Genomic DNA, 20,680 nt, shown 5'->3' with positions numbered 1-20,680 from the left:
TTATATTTTTTTTATGCAAGCCAACAAATATACATTTTTTTTATAGGATTACAAGTTTTTCTATTTTTTCTGTTTTCTTGCCTGTTACAGACGATTTAACAGTTAACTTATAAACATAAACGCCCTTACCAATTTTATCTCCAAAGTCGTCTTTTCCATCCCATTTAATATCTCTTGAAGTAAAACCCTCATTTACAACGGTTTGATTTATTGTTTTCACTATCTTACCTGTAATTGTAAGAATTTGCACTTGAACATCTAAAGGCTCAAAAGGACGATTGTGATTGAACCAAAACTCTGTATAACTTACAAATGGATTGGGATAATTTAATACATTTTTGAGCTCTAAATCCCCATCACCAATAACCACAAACTGAATTTCACCAGTAATTAAATTATTATAAACATCCCATGCTTTAAATAAAATGGTATGTAAACCAGGTGCTAAATCTCTAAAAGGATAGGTAACTTTTCCTTTTTTATAATTATCAGTCTCTGTTTCATAATAATCATTTAAAATAAATGGATTATTTTCATTTCCATCTAGTATCGCTACAATATCATGTCCGATTCCACTGGCTGTATTAATCCCATTTTCATCTTCTAAAAACGCCAAGAAAATTGGCGACTCATTTGTAATACCTCCACTAACAAAATTAGTATCATTCATATACAACTTAAGCTTTGGAGGCGTTGTATCGGCTGGTGCTGCAACATTTACACCACCAACTCTTATTTGATTGTTGTAACCCGTTTGGTCTTCTAAAATTGGATTATTTCTTTTAGCATAAAAACTTACTCGAGCATTTCCAACTGGAATTTGGATATCTTGCGGCACCACAAAACTAAATTCAAATTTACCATCAATTACAGATGCGTTTCCTCTGTAAATAACTTCTCCTAGAGTCGAGAAATTTAATTTTGGTTGATTGTATGGCGGAAGTGAAGTGTTGTCGTTATCTAGAGTTAACCTATTTAAATTCTTATCATATACTTGAACTGCTAAATCACCAGTATAATTAGAAATTAAAACATCATTTTCATCTAAAACCTCACCCGATAAAGTAGCTAGTGATAAGGCTTGTAAACTAAGAGTTGTTGTATTTATATCTTCTCCATTAACTTTTGTAAGTACTACTTTAGGTCTTGGAATAGCTAATTTTAAAGCAGGATCACCAATGTAAAAAACCACCCTTTTATTAGAACTTCCAACAGCTATTTTAGATCTCCTTAAACTTTCAGCGATAGTCAAATAAGAATTATTTTCCATCGTAAACAAATTATCATAAACCTGCTCATTTAAAACAATTCCTAAATTCTGACCGATTTGTCTAGTTGTTGCCAGCAAAGCAATTGCTCCTCCTTCTTTATTCCAATACATAAATTCGCCACCAGTAGGACGATTTGGGTCATCAAATCGGGTAAATTCACAAGTAATAGTAATAAATAATGGGTATTTATTTTTATTATTTAAAGCTTGAGCATCTGCTTTTTCAAAAATTCTTTCTACAGCAAAACTTTCTTCATTACCATGCCCGTAATAATTAACAACCAAAGCACCCAATTCAATGGCATCGATAAACGCTTTCTTAGCTTGAGGATATCTGGGCCCACCAGCACTAACTTGTTGCGGGTAAGCGTCTATGTAAACTTTGTTGGTGTTAAAAAAAGGATTTGCTGCCGCTACCTGATCCGCTAAATTATTCAAGTCTCTTTGCAAAAACCAGTCACTAGGAATGAATGGGTTGGGATCGTCTGAATAATATACTAGATTGTTTCTCCATCTTTTATAGGATTGTTCTTGATGGTATTCATAAACTTTATTCACCATTTCTGCAGCTTGAACATTTGAATTTACAAGCATTCTTCCTACCGCTAAATCCATCAAATCCGCAGTTGATTGCATATCACCTTCATTAGCATCCATCAATGTAAAAAAATCATCAGACATGAAGGAAGAAAACAATGAAAGATTACTATTATTATTTGGGCTTAAAGATTGTGCAACCGAAAAACCATGAAAAATTGGCACTACATTAGAATTGTTAATAATTCTACTTTTAAAATCATAAGAGGCGTCACCAAAAAGGTTCAAATACTTAACTCTATTTGATATACTAGAGGCATTATCATAAACATATTTTACAAAATTTCTAATTGCAGCAACATCTTGTTTACCACCACCAAATTCGTTGTAAATAGTTGGTAATGTAACAACTTTAACTCTCATTCCAGAATTGTTTCTATGAAAATTTGCTAAACTCTCTGCTTGAGATGTAAGATATGAAGGAGTAACAATTAAATAATCAATATCCTCAAAAACACCTTGACTGTTTTTGAAAATGGTCCCTTTTAGATTTTGATTTGCTACTACAACGTCAGAATCCGATAAAGGGCTATACAAATCCGAATAATCTACTGCAATAAACTTTTTTTGACCACCTAATGGCAATTTAAAAATTATTGAGCTAGATGAATTATCAATTTTAGTGACATTATAAATATCAGAAACATCCCATACAGATTTTACATTAGAAGCATTAGAAATTGTAAACTGACCAACACCGATATTATTTTGAACCAAACTATTTGAAAAAAGAAATTGTTTGCCATACCCTTTTAATTCTGCAGGATATTTTAAAACAATATAATCTAAATATCCTTTTGAAGATGGCACACCATTATCATTAAATTCTACATTAATTGAAACTGAATTATTTGTTGGCGTAAAATTCGTATTCAAAATATTTTCATAACCTAGAGATGAACCAGATGCTGCAAGAATAGGAACAGTGGCAATTTCTACATTATTTGCTTTTACTTTAAAAGAAGTCGAAACAAAAGAAAGAGCTGCAAAATTAGCTGAAATTGAAACCTGAGTGTTTGAAACATAATTTGGTAAAGTGAAATCGAAATTTTGACTTTCTTCTACATCAAAAGATTCACCAAACCATCTTCTTCCTATTTTTCCTGGGTTAACTAAATCTACTTCATGAAATTGATACCCATCGTAGTTAGATAAAATTAAATTTGGAGTTGAAGAAGGCTCCACAAATGGCTGTATGCGTTTACTTACTCCAGATGATGACGTTACATAATAATAAGACCTATCTGAAAACTGATTGACATGTGTTAAACTTTCTGAATTCCATGTATCAACACCCTCAGCGTAAAATAAAATAAAATCACTGTCATTAAAAACACCATCTTCTTCTCCTATGAATTGTACAGCATTTTCTTCTAAGTCAAAAGGATAAGGAATATTGTTTAATAAAGGCAACATTCGACCACCATTTCCATAAATTTTAATATTCCTCGGATCGACAGAAACATTGACTCCAATACTTTGTAAAAAAGTCTTACTTAATTTGTAAACTCCAGATTTTTCGACATAAAATTTATGCCATGAACCAGAAGCAAGAACAGAATTCTGAATAGCATTTACTGAGTTATTGTTTGCTTGTTTATTTGAATTTGAAACTACATAATTAACGGTAAACGACTTAACTCTTTTATAATTAAGACCATCTTTGAGTATTGGATTAAAACTGAAAGAAAGTACAGACTGCTCTCTAGCAAAAGATGAAAAAGAAATAAAGTCTAATTTAGAGGCTAATTTTGAAACATTCAGAACCCCTAAATCAGAAACATTTATACTTTCATATGAAACATTAATCAGAGAAGCATTTTGATCTGTAACTATACCCTCAACATTGAAAGCATTGACATATTTGACAGTTTTATTAGCAGGATCAAAATCAAAATTTTGAGAATCAAAATGAGGTAAATTATACTTGATATCACCAATAATTAGGGATGAATTATCTTTCCAATTGATGGTAAAGACTTTAGAATTTTGAGCAAAAGTCAAAATTGGAACTACAAATAATATTATAAAAAAGTTTTTCATAGAATTAAGTAACGCAAAATAAAAAAAAATATTGCTATTTATAAATAAATATGTGAATTTATACAATATTTAACATCTCTGAACGTTATTATAATATCGAGTTAAGTTAATGTTTAATTTTTTTTTATTTTTTTGTTGCATATTAATGGTTTATTACTATCTTGCGGCACTTAAATTATTACCTACAAAAGTATGAAAGTTACTAAAATTATGACTTTAAAATTGTTATTAGCGTTGACTATAGCAATAGGTTTTACCAGCTGTAGCAAAAAGGGAAGCACTAAAGGTGGCTCTACTGCAACTGGATGGCAAATCAACGACAAAAAAGGTGGTTTCCAGTATAACACAAAATTCAAAAAACAAGAAACTCCTCCGGGAATGACTTCTATTGAAGGTGGTGCTTTTACAATGGGAAAAGTTGAAGATGATGTAATGCACGACTGGAATAACAGTCCTACTAAGCAGCACGTTCAATCTTTCTTCATGGATGAAACTGAGGTAACAAATATGATGTACGCTGAATATTTATTCTGGGTAAAATCAGTTTATCCTCCAACAGAAGAAAATTACAAGCATATATACAATGGAGCAATTCCTGATACTTTAGTTTGGAGAAATCGTTTAGGTTACAACGAAACGATGACAAATAACTATTTAAGACACCCAGCTTATGCTAATTACCCAGTAGTCGGAGTGAACTGGATTCAAGCAACAGAGTTTTGCGAATGGAGAACAAATCGTGTAAATGAAAATATTCTTGAAAAAGAAGGATATCTTAAAAAAGGAAACAAAATTAGTGCTGATGTAACTGCTGAATCAAATTTTGATACTGAATCTTACATCAACTCACCATCAAAAACTTTTGCTGGAAATGAGGAAATTGTACTAAAAAAACCAATGGGTCAAAAATCTAGTGGAAGAAGACCAGCAAAAGGAGCAAAAGCAGATGGCGGTAGTACTGAAGCTAAAAATGTTTATGCACAAAGAAGTTCAGGTATAATTTTACCAGAGTATAGATTACCAACAGAAGCAGAATGGGAATATGCGGCTCTAGCTTTAGTAGGAAATAGAGAATATAATATTTACAAAGGACAAAAGAAATATCCTTGGAAAGGACAATACACTCGTTCTGGTAAAAGACAAATGAGAGGTGACCAATTAGCCAACTTTAAACAAGGCAAAGGTGATTATGGTGGAATTGCAGGATGGTCTGATGATGGTGCTGATATTACAAACTATGTAAAAGCATATCCTCCAAATGATTTCGGTTTATATGATATGGCTGGAAACGTAGCAGAATGGGTTCAAGATGTTTACAGACCTATTATTGATGATGAAGGAAATGATTTCAACTATTTCAGAGGTAACGTTTACACAAAAAATAAAATTGGTGAAGATGGAACTGTTGAATTAGTAACTGTTGACAACATTCAATACGATACATTACCTAATGGTAAATTGATGGCAAGAAATTTCCCAGGATCTATTGCACAAGTACCAGTTGATGATAACGAAACCTATTTAAGACAAAATTTCGACAAATCTGATAACAGAAATTACAGAGATGGAGACAGACAATCTACTAGATACTTTGATTTCGGATCTTCTGAAGAAGAGAAAGAAAAAGCAAATGATCCTAACAAAAGAATGTACAAGTCACCATTACACAAAATTTCTGTAGACAGTGCTGGAAACCAAATCAAGCAATTTGATAAAGCAGACAACAGAACTACATTAGTGGATGATAATGTTAGAGTTTACAAAGGTGGTTCATGGAGAGATAGAGCTTACTGGTTAGACCCAGCTTCTAGAAGATATTTCCCACAAGATATGGCAACAGACTACATTGGATTCAGATGTGCAATGTCTAAAGTTGGACCAAAATCCAATAAGAAAACTCCTAGAGGAAACGTAAGAGGATAATAATTCTTAAAATATTTTAAAAAAGCCCTTTAATTTTAAAGGGCTTTTTTTATTTTAGCACTATGGAAAGAAAAGAAATTTACAACTATTTTTTGCAATCAAGTGGAATTGCAACAGACAATAGAAAAATTCAAAAAGACAACTTATTTGTAGCTCTTAAAGGCGACAATTTTAATGGAAATAAATTTGCGTTAAGTGCCATAGAAAATGGCGCTAAATTTGCCATAATCGATGAAGCTGAATACAAAATAGATGACCGATTTATTTTAGTTGACAACTCATTAACGGCTTTACAAGATTTAGCAAACTTCCATAGAAATCAATTAAATATTACCATAATTGGATTAACAGGTAGCAACGGAAAGACTACCACAAAAGAATTAATTTACGCTGTACTATCCCAAAAATTTAATACCAAAGCTACAATTGGCAATTTGAACAATCATATTGGTGTTCCTCTAACTTTACTTTCATTTGACACTTCAACAGAAATGGGTATCGTAGAAATGGGTGCCAACCATCAAAAAGAAATTGAAATGCTTTGCGAAATTTGTCAGCCAGATTATGGCTACATTACTAACTTTGGAAAAGCACATTTAGAAGGATTTGGCGGAACTGAAGGTGTCATTAAAGGAAAAAGTGAATTATATCAGTTTCTTTCTTCTAACAACAAAACTGTATTTGTAAACACGGATGATTCCATTCAAAACGAAAAAACTGAAAACTTAAAACGAATCACATTTGGTTACAATGCGCCTAATAATTTTGTAAATATAACAAACATAGAAACTAATCCTATGGTAAAGATTGAATTTGAAGACACTACAATTCAATCGCATTTAATCGGATTATACAATGCAAATAACATAAATGCAGCCGTTACAATTGGAAAACATTTTGGGGTTTCGAATGAGAAAATAAAATTCGGATTGGAAAACTATATTCCTAATAACAATCGTTCTCAGCTATTAGAAAAAAACTCAAATAAAATTATATTGGATGCTTACAATGCCAATCCGAGTAGCATGAATGCAGCTCTAACTAACTTTTTTCAATTAGAAGAACAAAACAAAGTTGCTATTTTAGGCGACATGTTCGAGTTAGGTAACGAGAGTTCAGAAGAACACAATAAACTTGTTGCATTTTGTTTCCATCATGAAGACATCAAATTTCACTTTATTGGTAAAGATTTCTTTGCACATAAAAACGCAAACACCAACATGACTTTTCATGAAACTTTTGAGTCTTTTCAATCTGCATTTCCAAATCAAATAAGCGAAAACAGCTTCTTACTAATAAAGGGCTCACGTGGAATGAGTCTAGAGAGAACCTTAGATTTATTATAAAAAAAGGCAACCATTTAGGTTGCCTTTTTTTTATTTCTATTTCGAAAACTACGAAACTAAACCTCTTGAAATTACAATTCTTTGAATTTCAGATGTTCCTTCATAAATTTGAGTAATTTTAGAATCACGCATCATTCTTTCTACATGATATTCGCTTACATAACCATTACCTCCGTGAATTTGAACCGCTTCATTTGCTACTTCTAAGGCAATTTCAGAAGCATATAATTTAGCCATCGCTCCTGAATGTGCAATATCTTCACCTAAATCTTTTTCAGCAGCTGCTTTATGAATTAACAATCTCGCAGCCGTAATTTTAACATGCATATCAGCTAATTTGAAAGCAATAGCTTGATGTTGGAAAATAGGTTTTTTAAACGCTACACGCTCTTGAGAATATTTTAAAGCTAATTCATAAGCACCTTGAGCTATTCCTAAAGCCTGAGAAGCAATTCCAATTCTTCCTCCATTTAATGTTGACATAGCAAAAGCAAATCCGAAACCATCTTCACCAATTCTATTTTCTTTTGGAACTTTTACATCATTAAATAATAAAGTATGTGTATCAGAACCTCTAATTCCCATTTTCTTTTCTTTTGGACCTACTTCAAAACCAGGCATACCTTTTTCTACAATCAGTACATTTATTCCTTTATGACCTTTTGATGCATCTGTTTGTGCAATAACTAAATATGTAGACGCTGTGCCTCCATTAGTAATCCAGTTTTTCGTACCATTCAAAACATAATGATCACCCATATCTATTGCAGTAGTTCTTTGTGAAGTAGCATCAGAACCTGCTTCTGGCTCAGACAAACAAAAAGCACCAATAACTTCACCTTTTGCCAATGGTGTTAAGTATTTAATTTTTTGTTCTTCAGTACCATACTTTTCTAAACCGGCACAAACCAATGAGTTATTTACAGACATAATTACTGCCGCAGAAGCATCAATTTTAGCAATTTCTTCCATGGCTAAAACATATGAAATACTATCTAAACCAGCACCACCATATTTTGGATCAACCATCATACCCATAAAACCAAGTTCGCCCATTTTCTTAACTTGCTCTGTTGGAAAGATTGAATGTTCATCTCTTTCTATAACTCCCGGTAACAATTCTGTAACAGCAAAATCTTTAGCTGCTTGTTGAATCATCAATTGCTCTTCGTTTAATTTAAAATCCATTATTTTACTATAAGTTAATTGAATATCTCTTAAAAATTTCGCTCAAATGTAGTTATTTAATATGAAATTTTCAATAAGAAATTGTATTTTTAACCCATGTTTAAGCAGAACTATAACGTTATCGGTGTAATGTCGGGGACTTCATTAGATGGAGTTGATTTGGCACATATAAAATTTGAAATAAATCAACACAAATGGTCGTATGAAATTTACGAATGCACTACCATTTCTTATACCCCTGAACTTATTTCGAAACTAAAAAATAGCATTAATTTCAACGAAAATGAACTTTCAGATTTAAATATTGAATATACCAATATTTTAGGAAACATAATTGCTGACTTTATTACAAAAAATAAGATTAACAACCTTGATGCTGTTTGTTCGCATGGACATACAATTTTACATCAGCCAGAAAAGGGCTACACACTTCAAATAGGAAACTTACCGCAAATTGCGTCCATTGTTAAACAAAAAGTGGTTTGTAATTTTCGTGTTCAAGATGTGAAATATGGCGGTCAAGGCGCTCCTCTAGTTCCAATTGGTGATAGAATTTTATTTCCAGAATATGATTACTGTCTTAATTTAGGTGGATTTTCAAATATTTCTTTCGAAATGAACCAACAAAGAATTGCTTTTGACATTTCTCCAGTTAATACCGTTTTAAATTTTTATGCGAATACTTTCGGATTAGAATATGATGATAAAGGCAAGATTTCTGAAACTGGACATTTAAATTCTGAATTGTTTGAACAATTAAATCAATTAGAATTTTACCACAAATCCTTTCCAAAATCACTTGGTTTTGAATTTGTAAAAGAAACTGTTTTACCAATTTTAGAAAGTTATACAATTGCAACAGAAGATAAAATGAGAACGTTTACTGAACACATAGCGTTTCAAATCGGAAAAATTCTAAAATTAAAATCTGGAAAATTGTTAATTTCTGGTGGTGGTGTGTACAACAATTTTCTAATTGAAAGAATGAAAGCTCATTTGCCAACAATTGAAATTATCATTCCAAACGAAAAAACAATCCGATTTAAGGAGGCTTTAATTTTTGCCTTACTTGGTGTGTTAAAATTACGAAACGAAACTAATGTTTTAGCGAGTGTAACTGGTGCTAAACAGGATCATAGTTCTGGTGAAATTTATCAATAGTATTTTGTTGCCACGAATTCTTAACGAAATGTCTAAAAAAATCATTCCATAGAAGATAATTAAAATTAATTCGAAATTTATAATTTTTAACCATCCACCAAGTGGTGCCAAAAAAGTTAACAAACTAATTTATCAAATGCATAATTAGATTGAACATTAAACTAACACATTTTAGTTTTTAATAAAATCAGTAACTTTTTTTATTAATTCTTTGCTTTTTAAATCGTGTCCTAAACCTTCTGTTAAAATTAATTCGCTATTTTTCCAATGCTTATTTAGCCGAATAGAATAATTATAATTCGTAGCCAAATCATTTTTATCGTGTACGATTAGCGCTGGAATAGTAATACTTTCAGCAAATCTAGCACTTGAAAAATAACTAGGAGTTTTTCCTAATTGTGCATGAAATTCATCAATAATTAATTGCAGAGATTTTGTTGTTAAGCCTAATGTTTGTTTATAAAAATCGAAAAAATCAGAGGCTTCTCCTGGCGCTCCCATTATGACCACCTTTTCAAGATTATGAGTTTTGTAATGATCTAGAAAATAGGTTGTGGCAAATCCACCAATAGAATGACTAATGATAAATGAAATTTCTGAATTCATTTTTAAAAAAGCGTCAATTACTTTCGCATACAAAACCACATGAATAGATTTACCAGAAGACAAACCGTGAGCTGGGGCATCTAAGGCATAAACGGTAAAATCATTTTTAAGTAAATGTTCAATATAGTTTTTCCAACGAAAGGAATGACTTGACCAACCATGAATAAGCAATATTTTTTTAGAACCACTACCCCATTTATATGTTTGAATTTGAAATCCTTCTAAATCTAAAACTTCCGACATTCCCTTTTGCAAAAATTCTAATTGATGTGGTTTTACTTTTCGTGCAAACGGATTACAAAAAAGTAAAAATCCATCCTTTTTTAGCTTTTTTGGGTATACAAATGACAATAAATTGAAATAAAATCCCAATAATTTTTGCATTATTATCTTAAAATTCATCATAATTTTATTTTAAAGATACCAATTGGTATCAAATTAGTTAAATTTTTTTACAGTAATATATCGGAAACAATCCAATTTTTTAAATGATTGACCACAATCTCAATATCTGAGTTAGAATTTTCTAATTTACTCATCATCACGCCACCTTCAAGGGTAGAAATCAATACGGTAGCCACAAGTTTTTCGTTTACTAAAGCACCTACTTGTTTGTGCGTTTTTCCATTGATTATAATTTTCTCAACTGAATCACGAAAAACAGATAAAGCTTGTTGTGCTTTTTGCTTCAATTCTAGGTTTGTATCGTCTACTTCAACAGCAACATTTAACAGAGGACAACCACCAATAATTAGTGGATTTGTAATGTAACTTTGAAACAAATTCAACACACAAAAAAGCTTGTCTCTTGTGTTATTTTCAGCCTTAATTTTCTCATTTAAAGCTACGAAAATAGCTTGCATCATTTTTTGAAAAGCTTCAATTTCAAGACTTTCTTTATTCTCAAAATGTCTGTAAATCGCACCTTTTGTAAAACCTGTAGCTTCAGTAATATCGCTTAACGACGTAGATTTATATCCTTTTGTATTAAAAAGGTTTGTGGCTTCCTTAAGCACTTTTGCTTTTGTTATTTCTGATGCTCGCATACGCAAAGATACCAATCGGTATCAAATTAACAAAAAAAAAGTAAAATTTCTTTTTTGATTGGGTGAAAAAACTAAATTTGCATATCAAAATTAACAACCTAAAATATGAAAGACTTACTTCATAAATTCGAAAATAAAGAACCTGAAATTGTATTCAACTGGAAAGACCCAGAAACAGAAGCAGAAGGCTGGACAGTAATTAATTCATTACGTGGTGGTGCTGCTGGTGGAGGAACACGTATGAGAATTGGTTTAGACCAGAACGAAGTACTTTCATTAGCGAAAACTATGGAAGTCAAATTTTCAGTATCTGGTCCGGCTATTGGTGGAGCAAAATCTGGAATTAATTTTGACCCAGCAGATCCTCGCAAAAAAGGTGTTTTAGAACGTTGGTACAAAGCTGTTTCTCCATTATTAAAAAACTATTATGGAACGGGTGGAGATTTAAATGTAGATGAAATTCACGAAGTAATTCCAATGACTGAAGATTGTGGTGTTTGGCATCCGCAAGAAGGGGTTTTTAACGGACACTTCAAACCTACTGAAGCAGATAAAATTAACAGAATTGGGCAATTGCGTCAGGGTGTAATTAAAGTGATTGAAAACGGAGAATTTACTCCAGATTTATCAAAAAAATATACTGTAGCCGATATGATTACAGGTTATGGTGTTGCCGAAGCGGTGAAACATTTCTACGGAATTTACGGTGGAAGCGTTATCGGTAAAAAAGCCATAGTTCAAGGTTTTGGAAATGTAGGTTCAGCGGCAGCCTTTTATTTAGCAAAAATGGGTGCTAAAGTAGTTGGAATTATCGACAGAGATGGCGGTGTAATTAATGAAAATGGTTTCACATTTGAAGAAGTTACAGAATTATTCAGAAATAAAGATGGTAATAAATTAGTTTCTGACCAAATGATTCCTTTCGCAGAAATTAATGATAAAATCTGGAAAATTGGAGCTCAAATTTTTGCGCCATGTGCGGCTTCAAGAATTGTTTCTAAAGATAATGTAGAAAACATGATTGCGAATGGCTTAGAAGTTATTTCATGCGGCGCGAATGTTCCTTTTGCTGATAAGGAAATTTTCTACGGGCCAATAATGGAAGAAACAGACAACAAAGTAAGTTTAATTCCAGATTTCATTTCAAACTGTGGAATGGCGAGAGTTTTTGCCTATTTCATGGAGAAAAAAGTACAAATGACAGACGAAGCTATCTTTAATGACGCTTCTGAAATAATTGGAAATGCGATTCAAAAAACATTTGACGCTAATTCAAGTAAAACAAATATCAGTGCAAGAGCTTATGAAATTGCCTTGAAACAATTGGTATAAACACACCACAATACCTTTATAAAACTACGTTGGAATAATTTTTGACGTAGTTTTTTTGTTTAAACAATTTTTAGTACTTTTATTCGTTATTATACATAATCTGATTGAATGAGAAAATCTATAAAAATATTAAAATACATCAATGATCACGGTTCAATGTTGCTACTTATATTTGCGATATTGGCTGTAGTTTTATATGTTTTGATTCAATATTTAAAAAAACAAAATTTTTCTGATTCTAGAAAATCCCTAATAATTACCATCTATTCATTTAGCAGTATTTTAATTTTATTGTTTTTTCTTCGCTTTTGGCCTCCTTATGGTAAAACTGAAATGTTAATAGCTCAAGGCGGTGGCGGTGGCGGCGTTTCGCTTAATTATGGTGATACTGATTTTGGCAAAGGCGATGATTATTTGAATGAAACGTTAGAAGTTAATATGAAAAACATTGCTTCAGAGCCAGAAGAAGCAACGCCAGAAGAAATTTTAACTCAAGATAATGTTGGTGCAGAAGTGACAACTCCACCAAAAGTAAAAAACAAACCAAAGGACAAAAAACCGACCGAGAAACCTGTTGAATCAGTAAAAACTCCCGTTAAAAAAAACAATAGTACGGTAAGTAATATGCTAAAAGGAAAAAACAAAGGTGGTGACGGAAACAGCGCTACATCAGGAAATCAAGGTTCTGCAAATGGAAATACCAACTCAAATGGATACTATGGCGGTGGTGGTTCTGGAGGTGGAAACGGTGGTGGAAACGGATCTGGAAACGGAACAGGGTCTGGATCTGGAAGTGGTTCAGGGTCTGGTGGTGGAAACGGCAGTGGAAATGGAAAAGGTACAAATTATTCTTTATCTGGAAGACGTGTAGCGTACATTCCACCAACATCAAATGATTGTAATCAAGCAGGTAGAGTAGTCATTGAAGTTACTGTAAATAAATCTGGAAAAACCATATCAGCTTCAAACGCAAAAGGTTCAACAGCAGATGCTTGTTTAATTGCATTAGCAAAAAAATATGCCTTACAAACTACCTGGCAACCAAGTGAATCAGCAGCCGATAGACAAACTGGTAATATTACTTATAATTTTTCATATTAAAATATCGTAAATCTTACTTCAAACTTCGTAAATCTAACTTCGTACTTTTTACTATATTTGCAGCTCTTAAAACACTAAAAGATGCAACATATAATTGATCGTTTTATTGGATATGTAACTGTTGATACAGAATCGGATCCAGAATCTAATACTACTCCAAGTACAGCTAAACAATGGGATTTAGCTAATAAATTAGCAGAAGAATTAAAACATATAGGTTTGTCAGATGTTTCAATTGATGATAAATCCTATGTAATGGCAACTTTACCAAGTAATTTAGATTACGAAGTACCTACTATCGGTTTTGTATCTCATTTTGATACGACTCCAGATTTCACAGGAAAAGATGTTAAACCACAAATTATTAAAAATTATGATGGTGGTGATATCGTATTAAATGCAGAGAAAAACATCATTCTTTCACCTTCTTATTTTAAAGATTTGTTGTTATATAAAGGACAAACTTTAATCACCACAGACGGAACAACCTTGTTGGGAGCTGATGACAAAGCAGGAATTACAGAAATTATGACTGCAATGGAGTATTTAGTTCAAAATCCACAAATTAAACACGGAACATTAAAAGTTTGTTTTACTCCAGATGAAGAAATTGGCCGTGGAGCAGATCATTTTGATGTAGAAAAATTCGGTGCAGATTGGGCTTATACTATGGATGGAAGTCAAATTGGAGAATTAGAATACGAAAACTTTAATGCTGCAGGTGTAAAAATTACATTCAAAGGTAAAAGCGTTCATCCTGGGTATGCTAAAGGAAAAATGATAAATTCGATGCTATTAGCTAATAAATTTATTACTAAATTACCAAAAGACGAAACTCCAGAAACAACTAAAAATTACGAAGGATTTTATCACGTTACAAATATTCAAGGAAGCATTGAAGAAACTTTAGTGCAATTAATTATTAGAGATCATAACCGTAAGAAGTTTGAAAAACGCAAAGAGTATGTAGAAGAAGTTGTGGCGAAAATTAACAAAAAATATCAAAAACAATTTGGTGAAGCCATTGCTGTTTTAGAAATAAAAGATCAATACTATAATATGCGCGAAAAGGTAGAACCAGTAATGCATATTGTAAAATTAGCCGAACAAGCCATGAAAGAATTAAACATCAAGCCTTTAATTAAGCCAATTCGTGGTGGAACTGATGGTTCTCGTTTATCATTTATGGGATTACCTTGTCCGAATATTTTTGCTGGCGGACATAACTTTCATGGAAAATATGAATATGTTCCTGTAGAAAGTATGCAAAAAGCAATTGAAGTGATTGTGAAGATTGCAGAATTAAATGCAATTCAGAATAAAAAGTAAATCCCAACTTAAAAATTCCAAATCTCAAAATTGGATATTCCATAAAATAAAATCCCAAATTCTTCTGTTTTACAGTTTGGAATTTGGGATTTATTTTTTTTGAAATGTAAAAATATTATTTTTTTTCGTTTAATTTCAAACTCATTTCTGCTGAAATAGCGCTTTTTTCAATTTTCAATTTTCCAGACATAGTTTCCATTACGATTGTAGTTTCGGCAATTTCAGAAACTTTACCGTGAATACCGGCAATTGTAATAATTTTATCACCTGCTTTCAAATTAGTTAAAAAAGTTTTTTCTAATTTTAATTTCTTATTTTTTGGCAAAATAATTAGGAAATAAAACACTCCTATCATTAATACCAATTGTACAATTAACATTGGATCCATTTCTTAGTTTTTAAAGATTCGTTTATTAGTTTTTTTGTGATTTATCACTAGATCTTATACTTGCTTTAATTTTAAAATTCTCAACAACTTTTGCAGTATTACAAGTAACCATAACTGTTTTAGTTACTTCACCAGATTTTCCATTAGAATCGAATTTTACTTTTATTGGAGCAGATTCTCCTGGTTCGATGGCTTCTTTTGTAACTTCAGGAACAGTACACCCACAAGAACCATGAGCATCTACAATATATAAATCGTTTTCACCAATATTTTTAATTGAAACTGTAGTTTCAACAATTTCGCCTTGTGAAATTTGACCAAAATTATGAATTTCTCTATCAAATTCAATTTTAGTTTTTGGCACTTTGGCATTTTCTTGTAAACTTCTTACAACTGAAGATTCTGAATCATTAGACTCTTTTTTACAAGAAAAAGTTACTACTAAAGAGGTAACTAAAATAACGTTAACTATTTTTTTCATATTACTAATTTATAATAATCCTCTACCAGATTTTTTTAATTTTTCTGAAGCTTTAAAATCTTTTACCAAATTATCTAAGATTCCGTTTATAAATATACTGCTTTTTGGTGTAGAATACTCTTTAGAAATTTCCAAATATTCATTTAAAGTTACTTTCACTGGAATTGATGGAAATTTCAATAATTCACAAATGGCCATTTTAAGAATAATCGTATCTAATTCTGCGATTCTATCTTTATCCCAATTTGGTGTTTTATTTTCAAATTCTTTGGCAAATTCTACTTCGTTTAAAACTGTTTTTCTGAATAAATTTCTAACAAATTCTTTATCGTCTAAATCTTTAAAAACTTGAGGTAATTCTATTGTATCTTCGAAACTTTTAATCGCCTTAATTTGTTTAGAAAGTAAAGTATTAATAACCGGAATATCATCTACCCAAGTTATTTTATAATCTTCCAAATAGTCATATAATTTTTCGTTGGGAGCGATAATTTCATTAAAAACATCATACATGAAGAAAATGTCTTTTTTAAATTCTGTCGTTTCAACAGCCATATATCTTTTGTATAAATCAGAAGTTTTTATAGCTTCTAATAAAAAGATAATACAATCGTCGTTACGCTTCCAATTATCGATTTTTCTTTCTTCTAACTTATCATAAAAAGCAGTGTGATTGGCTAGAATTTTGAAAAAGCTGTTATTTACAAATTTATAATTTGGATTTTGTTCTTCTTTGGTAGCCAAATGTTTTTTTGAAGCTAATTCTAAATAGGTTCTTTCTTTCAATTGTAACTCATCGAAAATGGAAAGCATTAGTAAATACAAATCCTGAGAATTATCAATACTTTGTAATAAAAATCTTTCTTCTTTATCTAATGAATCAGATTCATGTTGATGCATGGCATAGATGGTTTGCATCACTTTTACTCTAAAATGTCTTCTGTTAAGCATGGCTAAGAACTTTAAAAAATTATCCCGATGATAAAAAAATCATCGGGACAAATTTACAATATTTTATTTTAAAGAATTATTTGTTTTCTAATTCTTTTTTTCGGTCATCAATTCTTTTCTGAGCGATATTTAAAGCCGCTTGATGTGTTGTAATATTTTGAACATCTGATAAATTGAAAATATCCATTGCTGTGTTATAAATATTTTCTGTTTTTTCCATTACTTGCGCAGCTGTTAAATTTGCTAATTCAGAATATACATTAATTACACCACCAGCATTGATTAAGAAATCTGGAGCATACAAAATACCCTTTTCTTTTAATAATTTACCGTGAATTACTTCATTGGCTAATTGATTATTAGCTGCTCCAGCAATTACTTTTGCTTGAATTTTGCTGATAGTATCATCATTAATAGTAGCTCCTAAAGCACATGGCGCATAAATATCAACATCTAAACTATATAAATCGTTTCCAGTAAAAATTTTTGCACCGTATTTCGAACCAACTTCATGTAATCTATTTTCATTAATATCAGAAATAGTTACCATCGCACCTTCATTCGTTAAATGTTGTACTAAAACTTCACCAACATGGCCTATTCCTTGAACTAAAACTCTTTTACCAGCTAAAGTATCTACACCAAATTTATGTTTGGCAGCCGCTTTCATTCCCATAAAAACACCATACGCAGTAATTGGAGAAGGATTTCCAGAACCACCTTTACTTTCAGAGATTCCAGTTACATATTTAGTTACTTCTCTTACGGTATCCATGTCTTTTGTTTCCATACCGACATCTTCAGCAGTAATATATTTTCCTGATAAAGAATCTACATACTGACCAAATTTTCGCATTAATTCAGGAGTTTTTTCTGTTTTAGCATCACCAATAATAACAGCTTTACCACCACCTAAATTTAAACCTGAAATAGAAGATTTAAAAGACATCCCGCGAGATAATCTTAATACATCGTTTAAAGCTTCCCATTCGTTAGAATACTTCCACATTCTAGTTCCACCAAGTGCCGGACCAAGAACTGTATTATGAATTCCAATTATTGCTTTTAAACCTGTATCTTTGTCATTACAAAAAACAACTTGTTCGTGTCCATCAAAAGAAATTTGACCAAAAACAGGATCTACTTTATGTAGTTCATTTGAATTTATTACATCTGTTGTCATGAGTGTGTTTGATTTTTTATCAATAATAAGATACAAATTTATATATAAATTATAAATAATTCTTGTTTTTTATTTTATTTTTACGAATACAATAATTTAAAATGATGCAATATTAATTTGAAAACACTTAAAAAAACAAAGAAAAAACATAAAAACTTTTAATTATATCACTTTAAATGAAAGAATTACGATATTTAAATAAATATTTCGCAAAATACAAATACCGATTTTTATTTGGAATAATTATTACAATAGTAGCACAAATTTTTGCATTATATACTCCAGAATTAGTTGGAAAATCAATTTCTTCTATTGAAACTTTTCTAAAATCAGGAAATAAAGACACTTCTCTCTTAAAAAAAGAATTGCTTGAAAATATTGCTCTAATTTTTGTTTTTACATTGATTGCAGGATTATTAACCTTTTTTATGCGCCAGGCACTTATTGTTATGTCTCGTTATGTAGAATTTGATTTAAAGAATGAAATCTTTAATCATTATCAAAATCTATCTCAAAACTTCTATAAAAAAAATAGAACTGGCGATTTAATGAATCGCATAAGCGAAGATGTGGGAAAAGTAAGAATGTATGTTGGCCCTGCCGTTATGTACACTATAAATACTGTAATTAGATTTGCAGCTATTATTATCAGTATGTCGGCAATTAATGTAAAACTGACTATTTATTCGCTATTGCCTTTACCAATTTTATCCTACAGCATTTTTATTTTAAGTAAAAAAATTAATAAAAAAAGTACCGAATATCAGCAAAATTTATCCACACTTTCTTCATTTACTCAAGAATTCTTTTCGGGAATACGTATTATTAAAGCATACGCATTAGAAAATGACAGAAACAATTATTTTACGAAACTTTCGCAAATTAGTAAAAAGAAAAACTTATCATTAGCAAAAACACAAGCTTTATTTGGACCATTGATGGTTTTATTAATTGGTTTAAGTTATTTAATTGTGATATATGTAGGCGGACAAATGTATGTAAAAGGTGAAATAAAAGATATCGGTATAATTGCCAAATTTCTTTTATATATTGGAATGTTAGTGTGGCCAGTTGCCTCTTTTGGTTGGGTTTCCTCATTAGTTCAGGAAGCAGAAGCTTCTCAAAAAAGAATCAATGAATTTTTATTGGAAGAACCTGAAATTCAAAATACAGGAAATATTAAAACAGATATAGAAGGAAAAATTACTTTCAAAAATGTAAGCTATACCTATGAAGACACAAATATTCAAGCCTTAAAAAACATTAATTTTACAATTGAAAAAGGAGAAACTATAGCTATAATGGGAAAAACAGGCTCTGGTAAATCTACTATTTTGTCATTATTATGTCGTATACATGATGTAAAAGAAAAATCAGAAATAAAAATTGATAATTACAACATAACTTCTTACGATTTATTTCACCTAAGAAACAGTATGAGTATTGTACCACAAGATCCTTTTTTGTTTTCAGATTCAATTAAAAACAATATTAAATTTGGTAAAGAAAACGCTACAGATGAAGAAATAATATCAGCAGCGAAAATGGCCGTTGTAGATAGTAATATTCAATCCTTTCACAACAAATACGATACCATACTTGGAGAAAGAGGAATCACTCTTTCAGGTGGACAAAAACAAAGAGTTTCAATTGCTCGTGCCATTATTAAAGAAGCTCCTATTTTAATTTTAGATGATTGTTTAAGTGCAGTTGATACAGAAACAGAAGAAAAAATAATAAATAATTTCAAAACATTATTTAATAAAAAAACTACAATTATAGTTACACATCGCGCTTCAGCAGCTAAAAATGCAAATAAAATTATTGTATTAGATTCAGGTGAAATAGTCCAACAAGGCACTCATAATCAATTAGTCACACAAGAAGGATTTTACAAAGATTTGTATTTAAAACAACTTTCTGAAAAAGAAAATGCTTAAAAAATTGTTTACTATTATTTTTTTTTAGATTTTTGAAACACTAAACCAAACTAATAATTGAACGAAGGATTATGATTGACAAAGAATTATTAGAAAAAGACATTTTTTCTAAAGTATTAAGAGCTGGAAGAAGAACATACTTCTTCGATGTAAGAGCAACAAAAGCTGATGACTACTACATTACCATCACTGAAAGTAAAAAATTTACAGAAGAAGATGGATCGTATCATTTCAAAAAGCATAAAATTTATCTTTACAAAGAAGATTTTGCCGCTTTCAATGAAATTTTAAGTGAAATGACAGAATATGTAATTAATCATAAAGGTGAAGAAGTAATTTCTGAAAGACATCAAAAAGACTTCAAAAAAGAATCCGACTATTCTGACTCAACACAACAAGAAGAAGAAATTACTTCAACATCTACAAATAGTTATACAGATATTAATTTCGACGATATATAACAAAAGAGCACTTTCATTTGGAAGTGCTTTTTTTTATTCCACTTATCATATTTAATTTAAGTCAATTAGATAACACACATTTCTTTTTTAGAGCGTTCCCTCGTTAGAGAAGTATTCATTATACCACACGTTAATTTTACAACGAGGTCGTATGTTACGTTCTATCTTTTATTTTGTTGAAGGCGTTTGGTGTTTAGATAGGTAAATTAGGACAACAACAAAAAAAAGGATGCCACTTCACCCACTAACGCGAAGGATTTCAGAAGGAGTTTACTGCAATAAACTCATAAAGAATCTGATTCAAGTTCAGATTAAAAAAAATGTCCCGTTGGGA

At 30.9% G+C, this 20,680-nt stretch carries 16 protein-coding genes; 8 read left to right on the top strand and 8 right to left on the bottom strand.

Translation table 11 applies throughout. From position 1 onward, the window contains the following. Positions 1–40: 40 nt before the first annotated feature. Entirely contained in the window at positions 41–3,910 is a 3,870-nt protein-coding gene (gene porU / locus G4D72_RS02945; RefSeq protein ID WP_166076117.1) for a type IX secretion system sortase PorU, read from the bottom strand. A 192-nt stretch (positions 3,911–4,102) separates the two neighbouring features. Here porU and gldJ point away from each other — a divergent pair, with 192 nt between their 5' ends. Both gldJ and G4D72_RS02935 read left to right on the top strand, forming a co-directional pair. Then, entirely contained in the window at positions 4,103–5,833 is a 1,731-nt protein-coding gene (gene gldJ / locus G4D72_RS02940) for a gliding motility lipoprotein GldJ (RefSeq protein ID WP_166076116.1), read from the top strand. Positions 5,834–5,895: 62 nt separating this feature from the next. Beyond that, the gene (locus G4D72_RS02935) at positions 5,896–7,179 is read left to right on the top strand and encodes a UDP-N-acetylmuramoyl-tripeptide--D-alanyl-D-alanine ligase (protein ID WP_166076115.1); all 1,284 of its coding nucleotides are present in this window, start codon (positions 5,896–5,898) and stop codon (positions 7,177–7,179) included. Positions 7,180–7,227: 48 nt separating this feature from the next. Here the strand turns inward: G4D72_RS02935 and G4D72_RS02930 are convergent, their stop codons facing one another. Continuing rightward, complete coding sequence (locus G4D72_RS02930) at positions 7,228–8,367, bottom strand: acyl-CoA dehydrogenase (RefSeq protein WP_166076114.1); 1,140 nt, start codon at positions 8,365–8,367, stop codon at positions 7,228–7,230. A 96-nt stretch (positions 8,368–8,463) separates the two neighbouring features. Between G4D72_RS02930 and G4D72_RS02925 the strand changes: the two genes are divergently transcribed. Then, a complete protein-coding gene (locus tag G4D72_RS02925) occupies positions 8,464–9,528 on the top strand; it encodes an anhydro-N-acetylmuramic acid kinase (RefSeq protein WP_166076113.1) in 1,065 nt (354 codons plus the stop codon). A 171-nt stretch (positions 9,529–9,699) separates the two neighbouring features. Here G4D72_RS02925 and G4D72_RS02920 read toward each other — a convergent pair whose 3' ends face one another. After that, a complete protein-coding gene (locus tag G4D72_RS02920; RefSeq protein ID WP_166076112.1) occupies positions 9,700–10,536 on the bottom strand; it encodes an alpha/beta hydrolase in 837 nt (278 codons plus the stop codon). 50 nt (positions 10,537–10,586) lie between these two features. Next, the gene (locus G4D72_RS02915; RefSeq protein WP_166076111.1) at positions 10,587–11,180 is read right to left on the bottom strand and encodes a TetR/AcrR family transcriptional regulator; all 594 of its coding nucleotides are present in this window, start codon (positions 11,178–11,180) and stop codon (positions 10,587–10,589) included. 105 nt (positions 11,181–11,285) lie between these two features. Between G4D72_RS02915 and G4D72_RS02910 the strand changes: the two genes are divergently transcribed. The 3 genes from G4D72_RS02910 to pepT all read left to right on the top strand — a co-directional run bounded on the left by G4D72_RS02910 (position 11,286) and on the right by pepT (position 14,942). Beyond that, positions 11,286–12,512, top strand: coding sequence for a Glu/Leu/Phe/Val dehydrogenase dimerization domain-containing protein (locus tag G4D72_RS02910; protein WP_166076110.1), 1,227 nt, complete (start codon positions 11,286–11,288; stop codon positions 12,510–12,512). Positions 12,513–12,620: 108 nt separating this feature from the next. Further along, positions 12,621–13,613, top strand: a complete 993-nt coding sequence (locus G4D72_RS02905) for an energy transducer TonB (RefSeq protein ID WP_235922439.1) — start codon at positions 12,621–12,623, stop codon at positions 13,611–13,613. An 81-nt stretch (positions 13,614–13,694) separates the two neighbouring features. Further along, positions 13,695–14,942 carry a peptidase T gene (gene pepT, locus G4D72_RS02900; RefSeq protein WP_166076109.1) on the top strand — a complete coding sequence of 416 codons (1,248 nt, stop codon included), beginning with the start codon at positions 13,695–13,697 and terminating at the stop codon, positions 14,940–14,942. 115 nt (positions 14,943–15,057) lie between these two features. On the opposite strand, the gene yajC is transcribed toward pepT, so the two are convergent. From yajC to G4D72_RS02880, 4 genes are all read right to left on the bottom strand, one after another. Further along, on the bottom strand, positions 15,058–15,330 hold the full coding sequence (yajC, locus tag G4D72_RS02895; RefSeq protein WP_166076108.1) for a preprotein translocase subunit YajC: 273 nt from the start codon (positions 15,328–15,330) through the stop codon (positions 15,058–15,060). Positions 15,331–15,355: 25 nt separating this feature from the next. After that, positions 15,356–15,811, bottom strand: a complete 456-nt coding sequence (locus G4D72_RS02890) for a DUF1573 domain-containing protein (protein ID WP_166076107.1) — start codon at positions 15,809–15,811, stop codon at positions 15,356–15,358. Between the two features lie 9 nt (positions 15,812–15,820). Further along, the gene (nusB, locus tag G4D72_RS02885) at positions 15,821–16,762 is read right to left on the bottom strand and encodes a transcription antitermination factor NusB (protein WP_235922438.1); all 942 of its coding nucleotides are present in this window, start codon (positions 16,760–16,762) and stop codon (positions 15,821–15,823) included. Between the two features lie 76 nt (positions 16,763–16,838). Beyond that, a complete protein-coding gene (locus G4D72_RS02880; protein WP_166076106.1) occupies positions 16,839–17,945 on the bottom strand; it encodes a Glu/Leu/Phe/Val family dehydrogenase in 1,107 nt (368 codons plus the stop codon). A 176-nt stretch (positions 17,946–18,121) separates the two neighbouring features. Between G4D72_RS02880 and G4D72_RS02875 the strand changes: the two genes are divergently transcribed. Both G4D72_RS02875 and G4D72_RS02870 read left to right on the top strand, forming a co-directional pair. Further along, positions 18,122–19,885, top strand: a complete 1,764-nt coding sequence (locus G4D72_RS02875; protein ID WP_166076105.1) for an ABC transporter ATP-binding protein — start codon at positions 18,122–18,124, stop codon at positions 19,883–19,885. 71 nt (positions 19,886–19,956) lie between these two features. Then, positions 19,957–20,346 carry a PUR family DNA/RNA-binding protein gene (locus tag G4D72_RS02870; RefSeq protein WP_166076104.1) on the top strand — a complete coding sequence of 130 codons (390 nt, stop codon included), beginning with the start codon at positions 19,957–19,959 and terminating at the stop codon, positions 20,344–20,346. Positions 20,347–20,680 lie beyond the last annotated feature (334 nt).

It is taken from the genome of Flavobacterium difficile (assembly GCF_011392115.1).
GTDB classification, from domain to species: domain Bacteria; phylum Bacteroidota; class Bacteroidia; order Flavobacteriales; family Flavobacteriaceae; genus Flavobacterium; species Flavobacterium difficile.
The sequence above is the reverse complement of the archived record's forward strand: the minus strand, read 5'-3'. Positions and strand labels throughout refer to the sequence as shown.

Coding starts and splice junctions, on each gene's coding strand:
- yajC (WP_166076108.1), bottom strand. CDS start 15,330: ATGGATCCAATGTTAATTGTACAATTGGTATTAATGATAGGAGTGTTT.
- G4D72_RS02905 (WP_235922439.1), top strand. CDS start 12,621: ATGAGAAAATCTATAAAAATATTAAAATACATCAATGATCACGGTTCA.
- G4D72_RS02880 (WP_166076106.1), bottom strand. CDS start 17,945: ATGACAACAGATGTAATAAATTCAAATGAACTACATAAAGTAGATCCT.
- G4D72_RS02915 (WP_166076111.1), bottom strand. CDS start 11,180: ATGCGAGCATCAGAAATAACAAAAGCAAAAGTGCTTAAGGAAGCCACA.
- G4D72_RS02910 (WP_166076110.1), top strand. CDS start 11,286: ATGAAAGACTTACTTCATAAATTCGAAAATAAAGAACCTGAAATTGTA.
- G4D72_RS02935 (WP_166076115.1), top strand. CDS start 5,896: ATGGAAAGAAAAGAAATTTACAACTATTTTTTGCAATCAAGTGGAATT.
- gldJ (WP_166076116.1), top strand. CDS start 4,103: ATGAAAGTTACTAAAATTATGACTTTAAAATTGTTATTAGCGTTGACT.
- pepT (WP_166076109.1), top strand. CDS start 13,695: ATGCAACATATAATTGATCGTTTTATTGGATATGTAACTGTTGATACA.
- G4D72_RS02870 (WP_166076104.1), top strand. CDS start 19,957: ATGATTGACAAAGAATTATTAGAAAAAGACATTTTTTCTAAAGTATTA.
- G4D72_RS02920 (WP_166076112.1), bottom strand. CDS start 10,536: ATGAATTTTAAGATAATAATGCAAAAATTATTGGGATTTTATTTCAAT.
- nusB (WP_235922438.1), bottom strand. CDS start 16,762: ATGCTTAACAGAAGACATTTTAGAGTAAAAGTGATGCAAACCATCTAT.
- porU (WP_166076117.1), bottom strand. CDS start 3,910: ATGAAAAACTTTTTTATAATATTATTTGTAGTTCCAATTTTGACTTTT.
- G4D72_RS02890 (WP_166076107.1), bottom strand. CDS start 15,811: ATGAAAAAAATAGTTAACGTTATTTTAGTTACCTCTTTAGTAGTAACT.
- G4D72_RS02925 (WP_166076113.1), top strand. CDS start 8,464: ATGTTTAAGCAGAACTATAACGTTATCGGTGTAATGTCGGGGACTTCA.
- G4D72_RS02930 (WP_166076114.1), bottom strand. CDS start 8,367: ATGGATTTTAAATTAAACGAAGAGCAATTGATGATTCAACAAGCAGCT.
- G4D72_RS02875 (WP_166076105.1), top strand. CDS start 18,122: ATGAAAGAATTACGATATTTAAATAAATATTTCGCAAAATACAAATAC.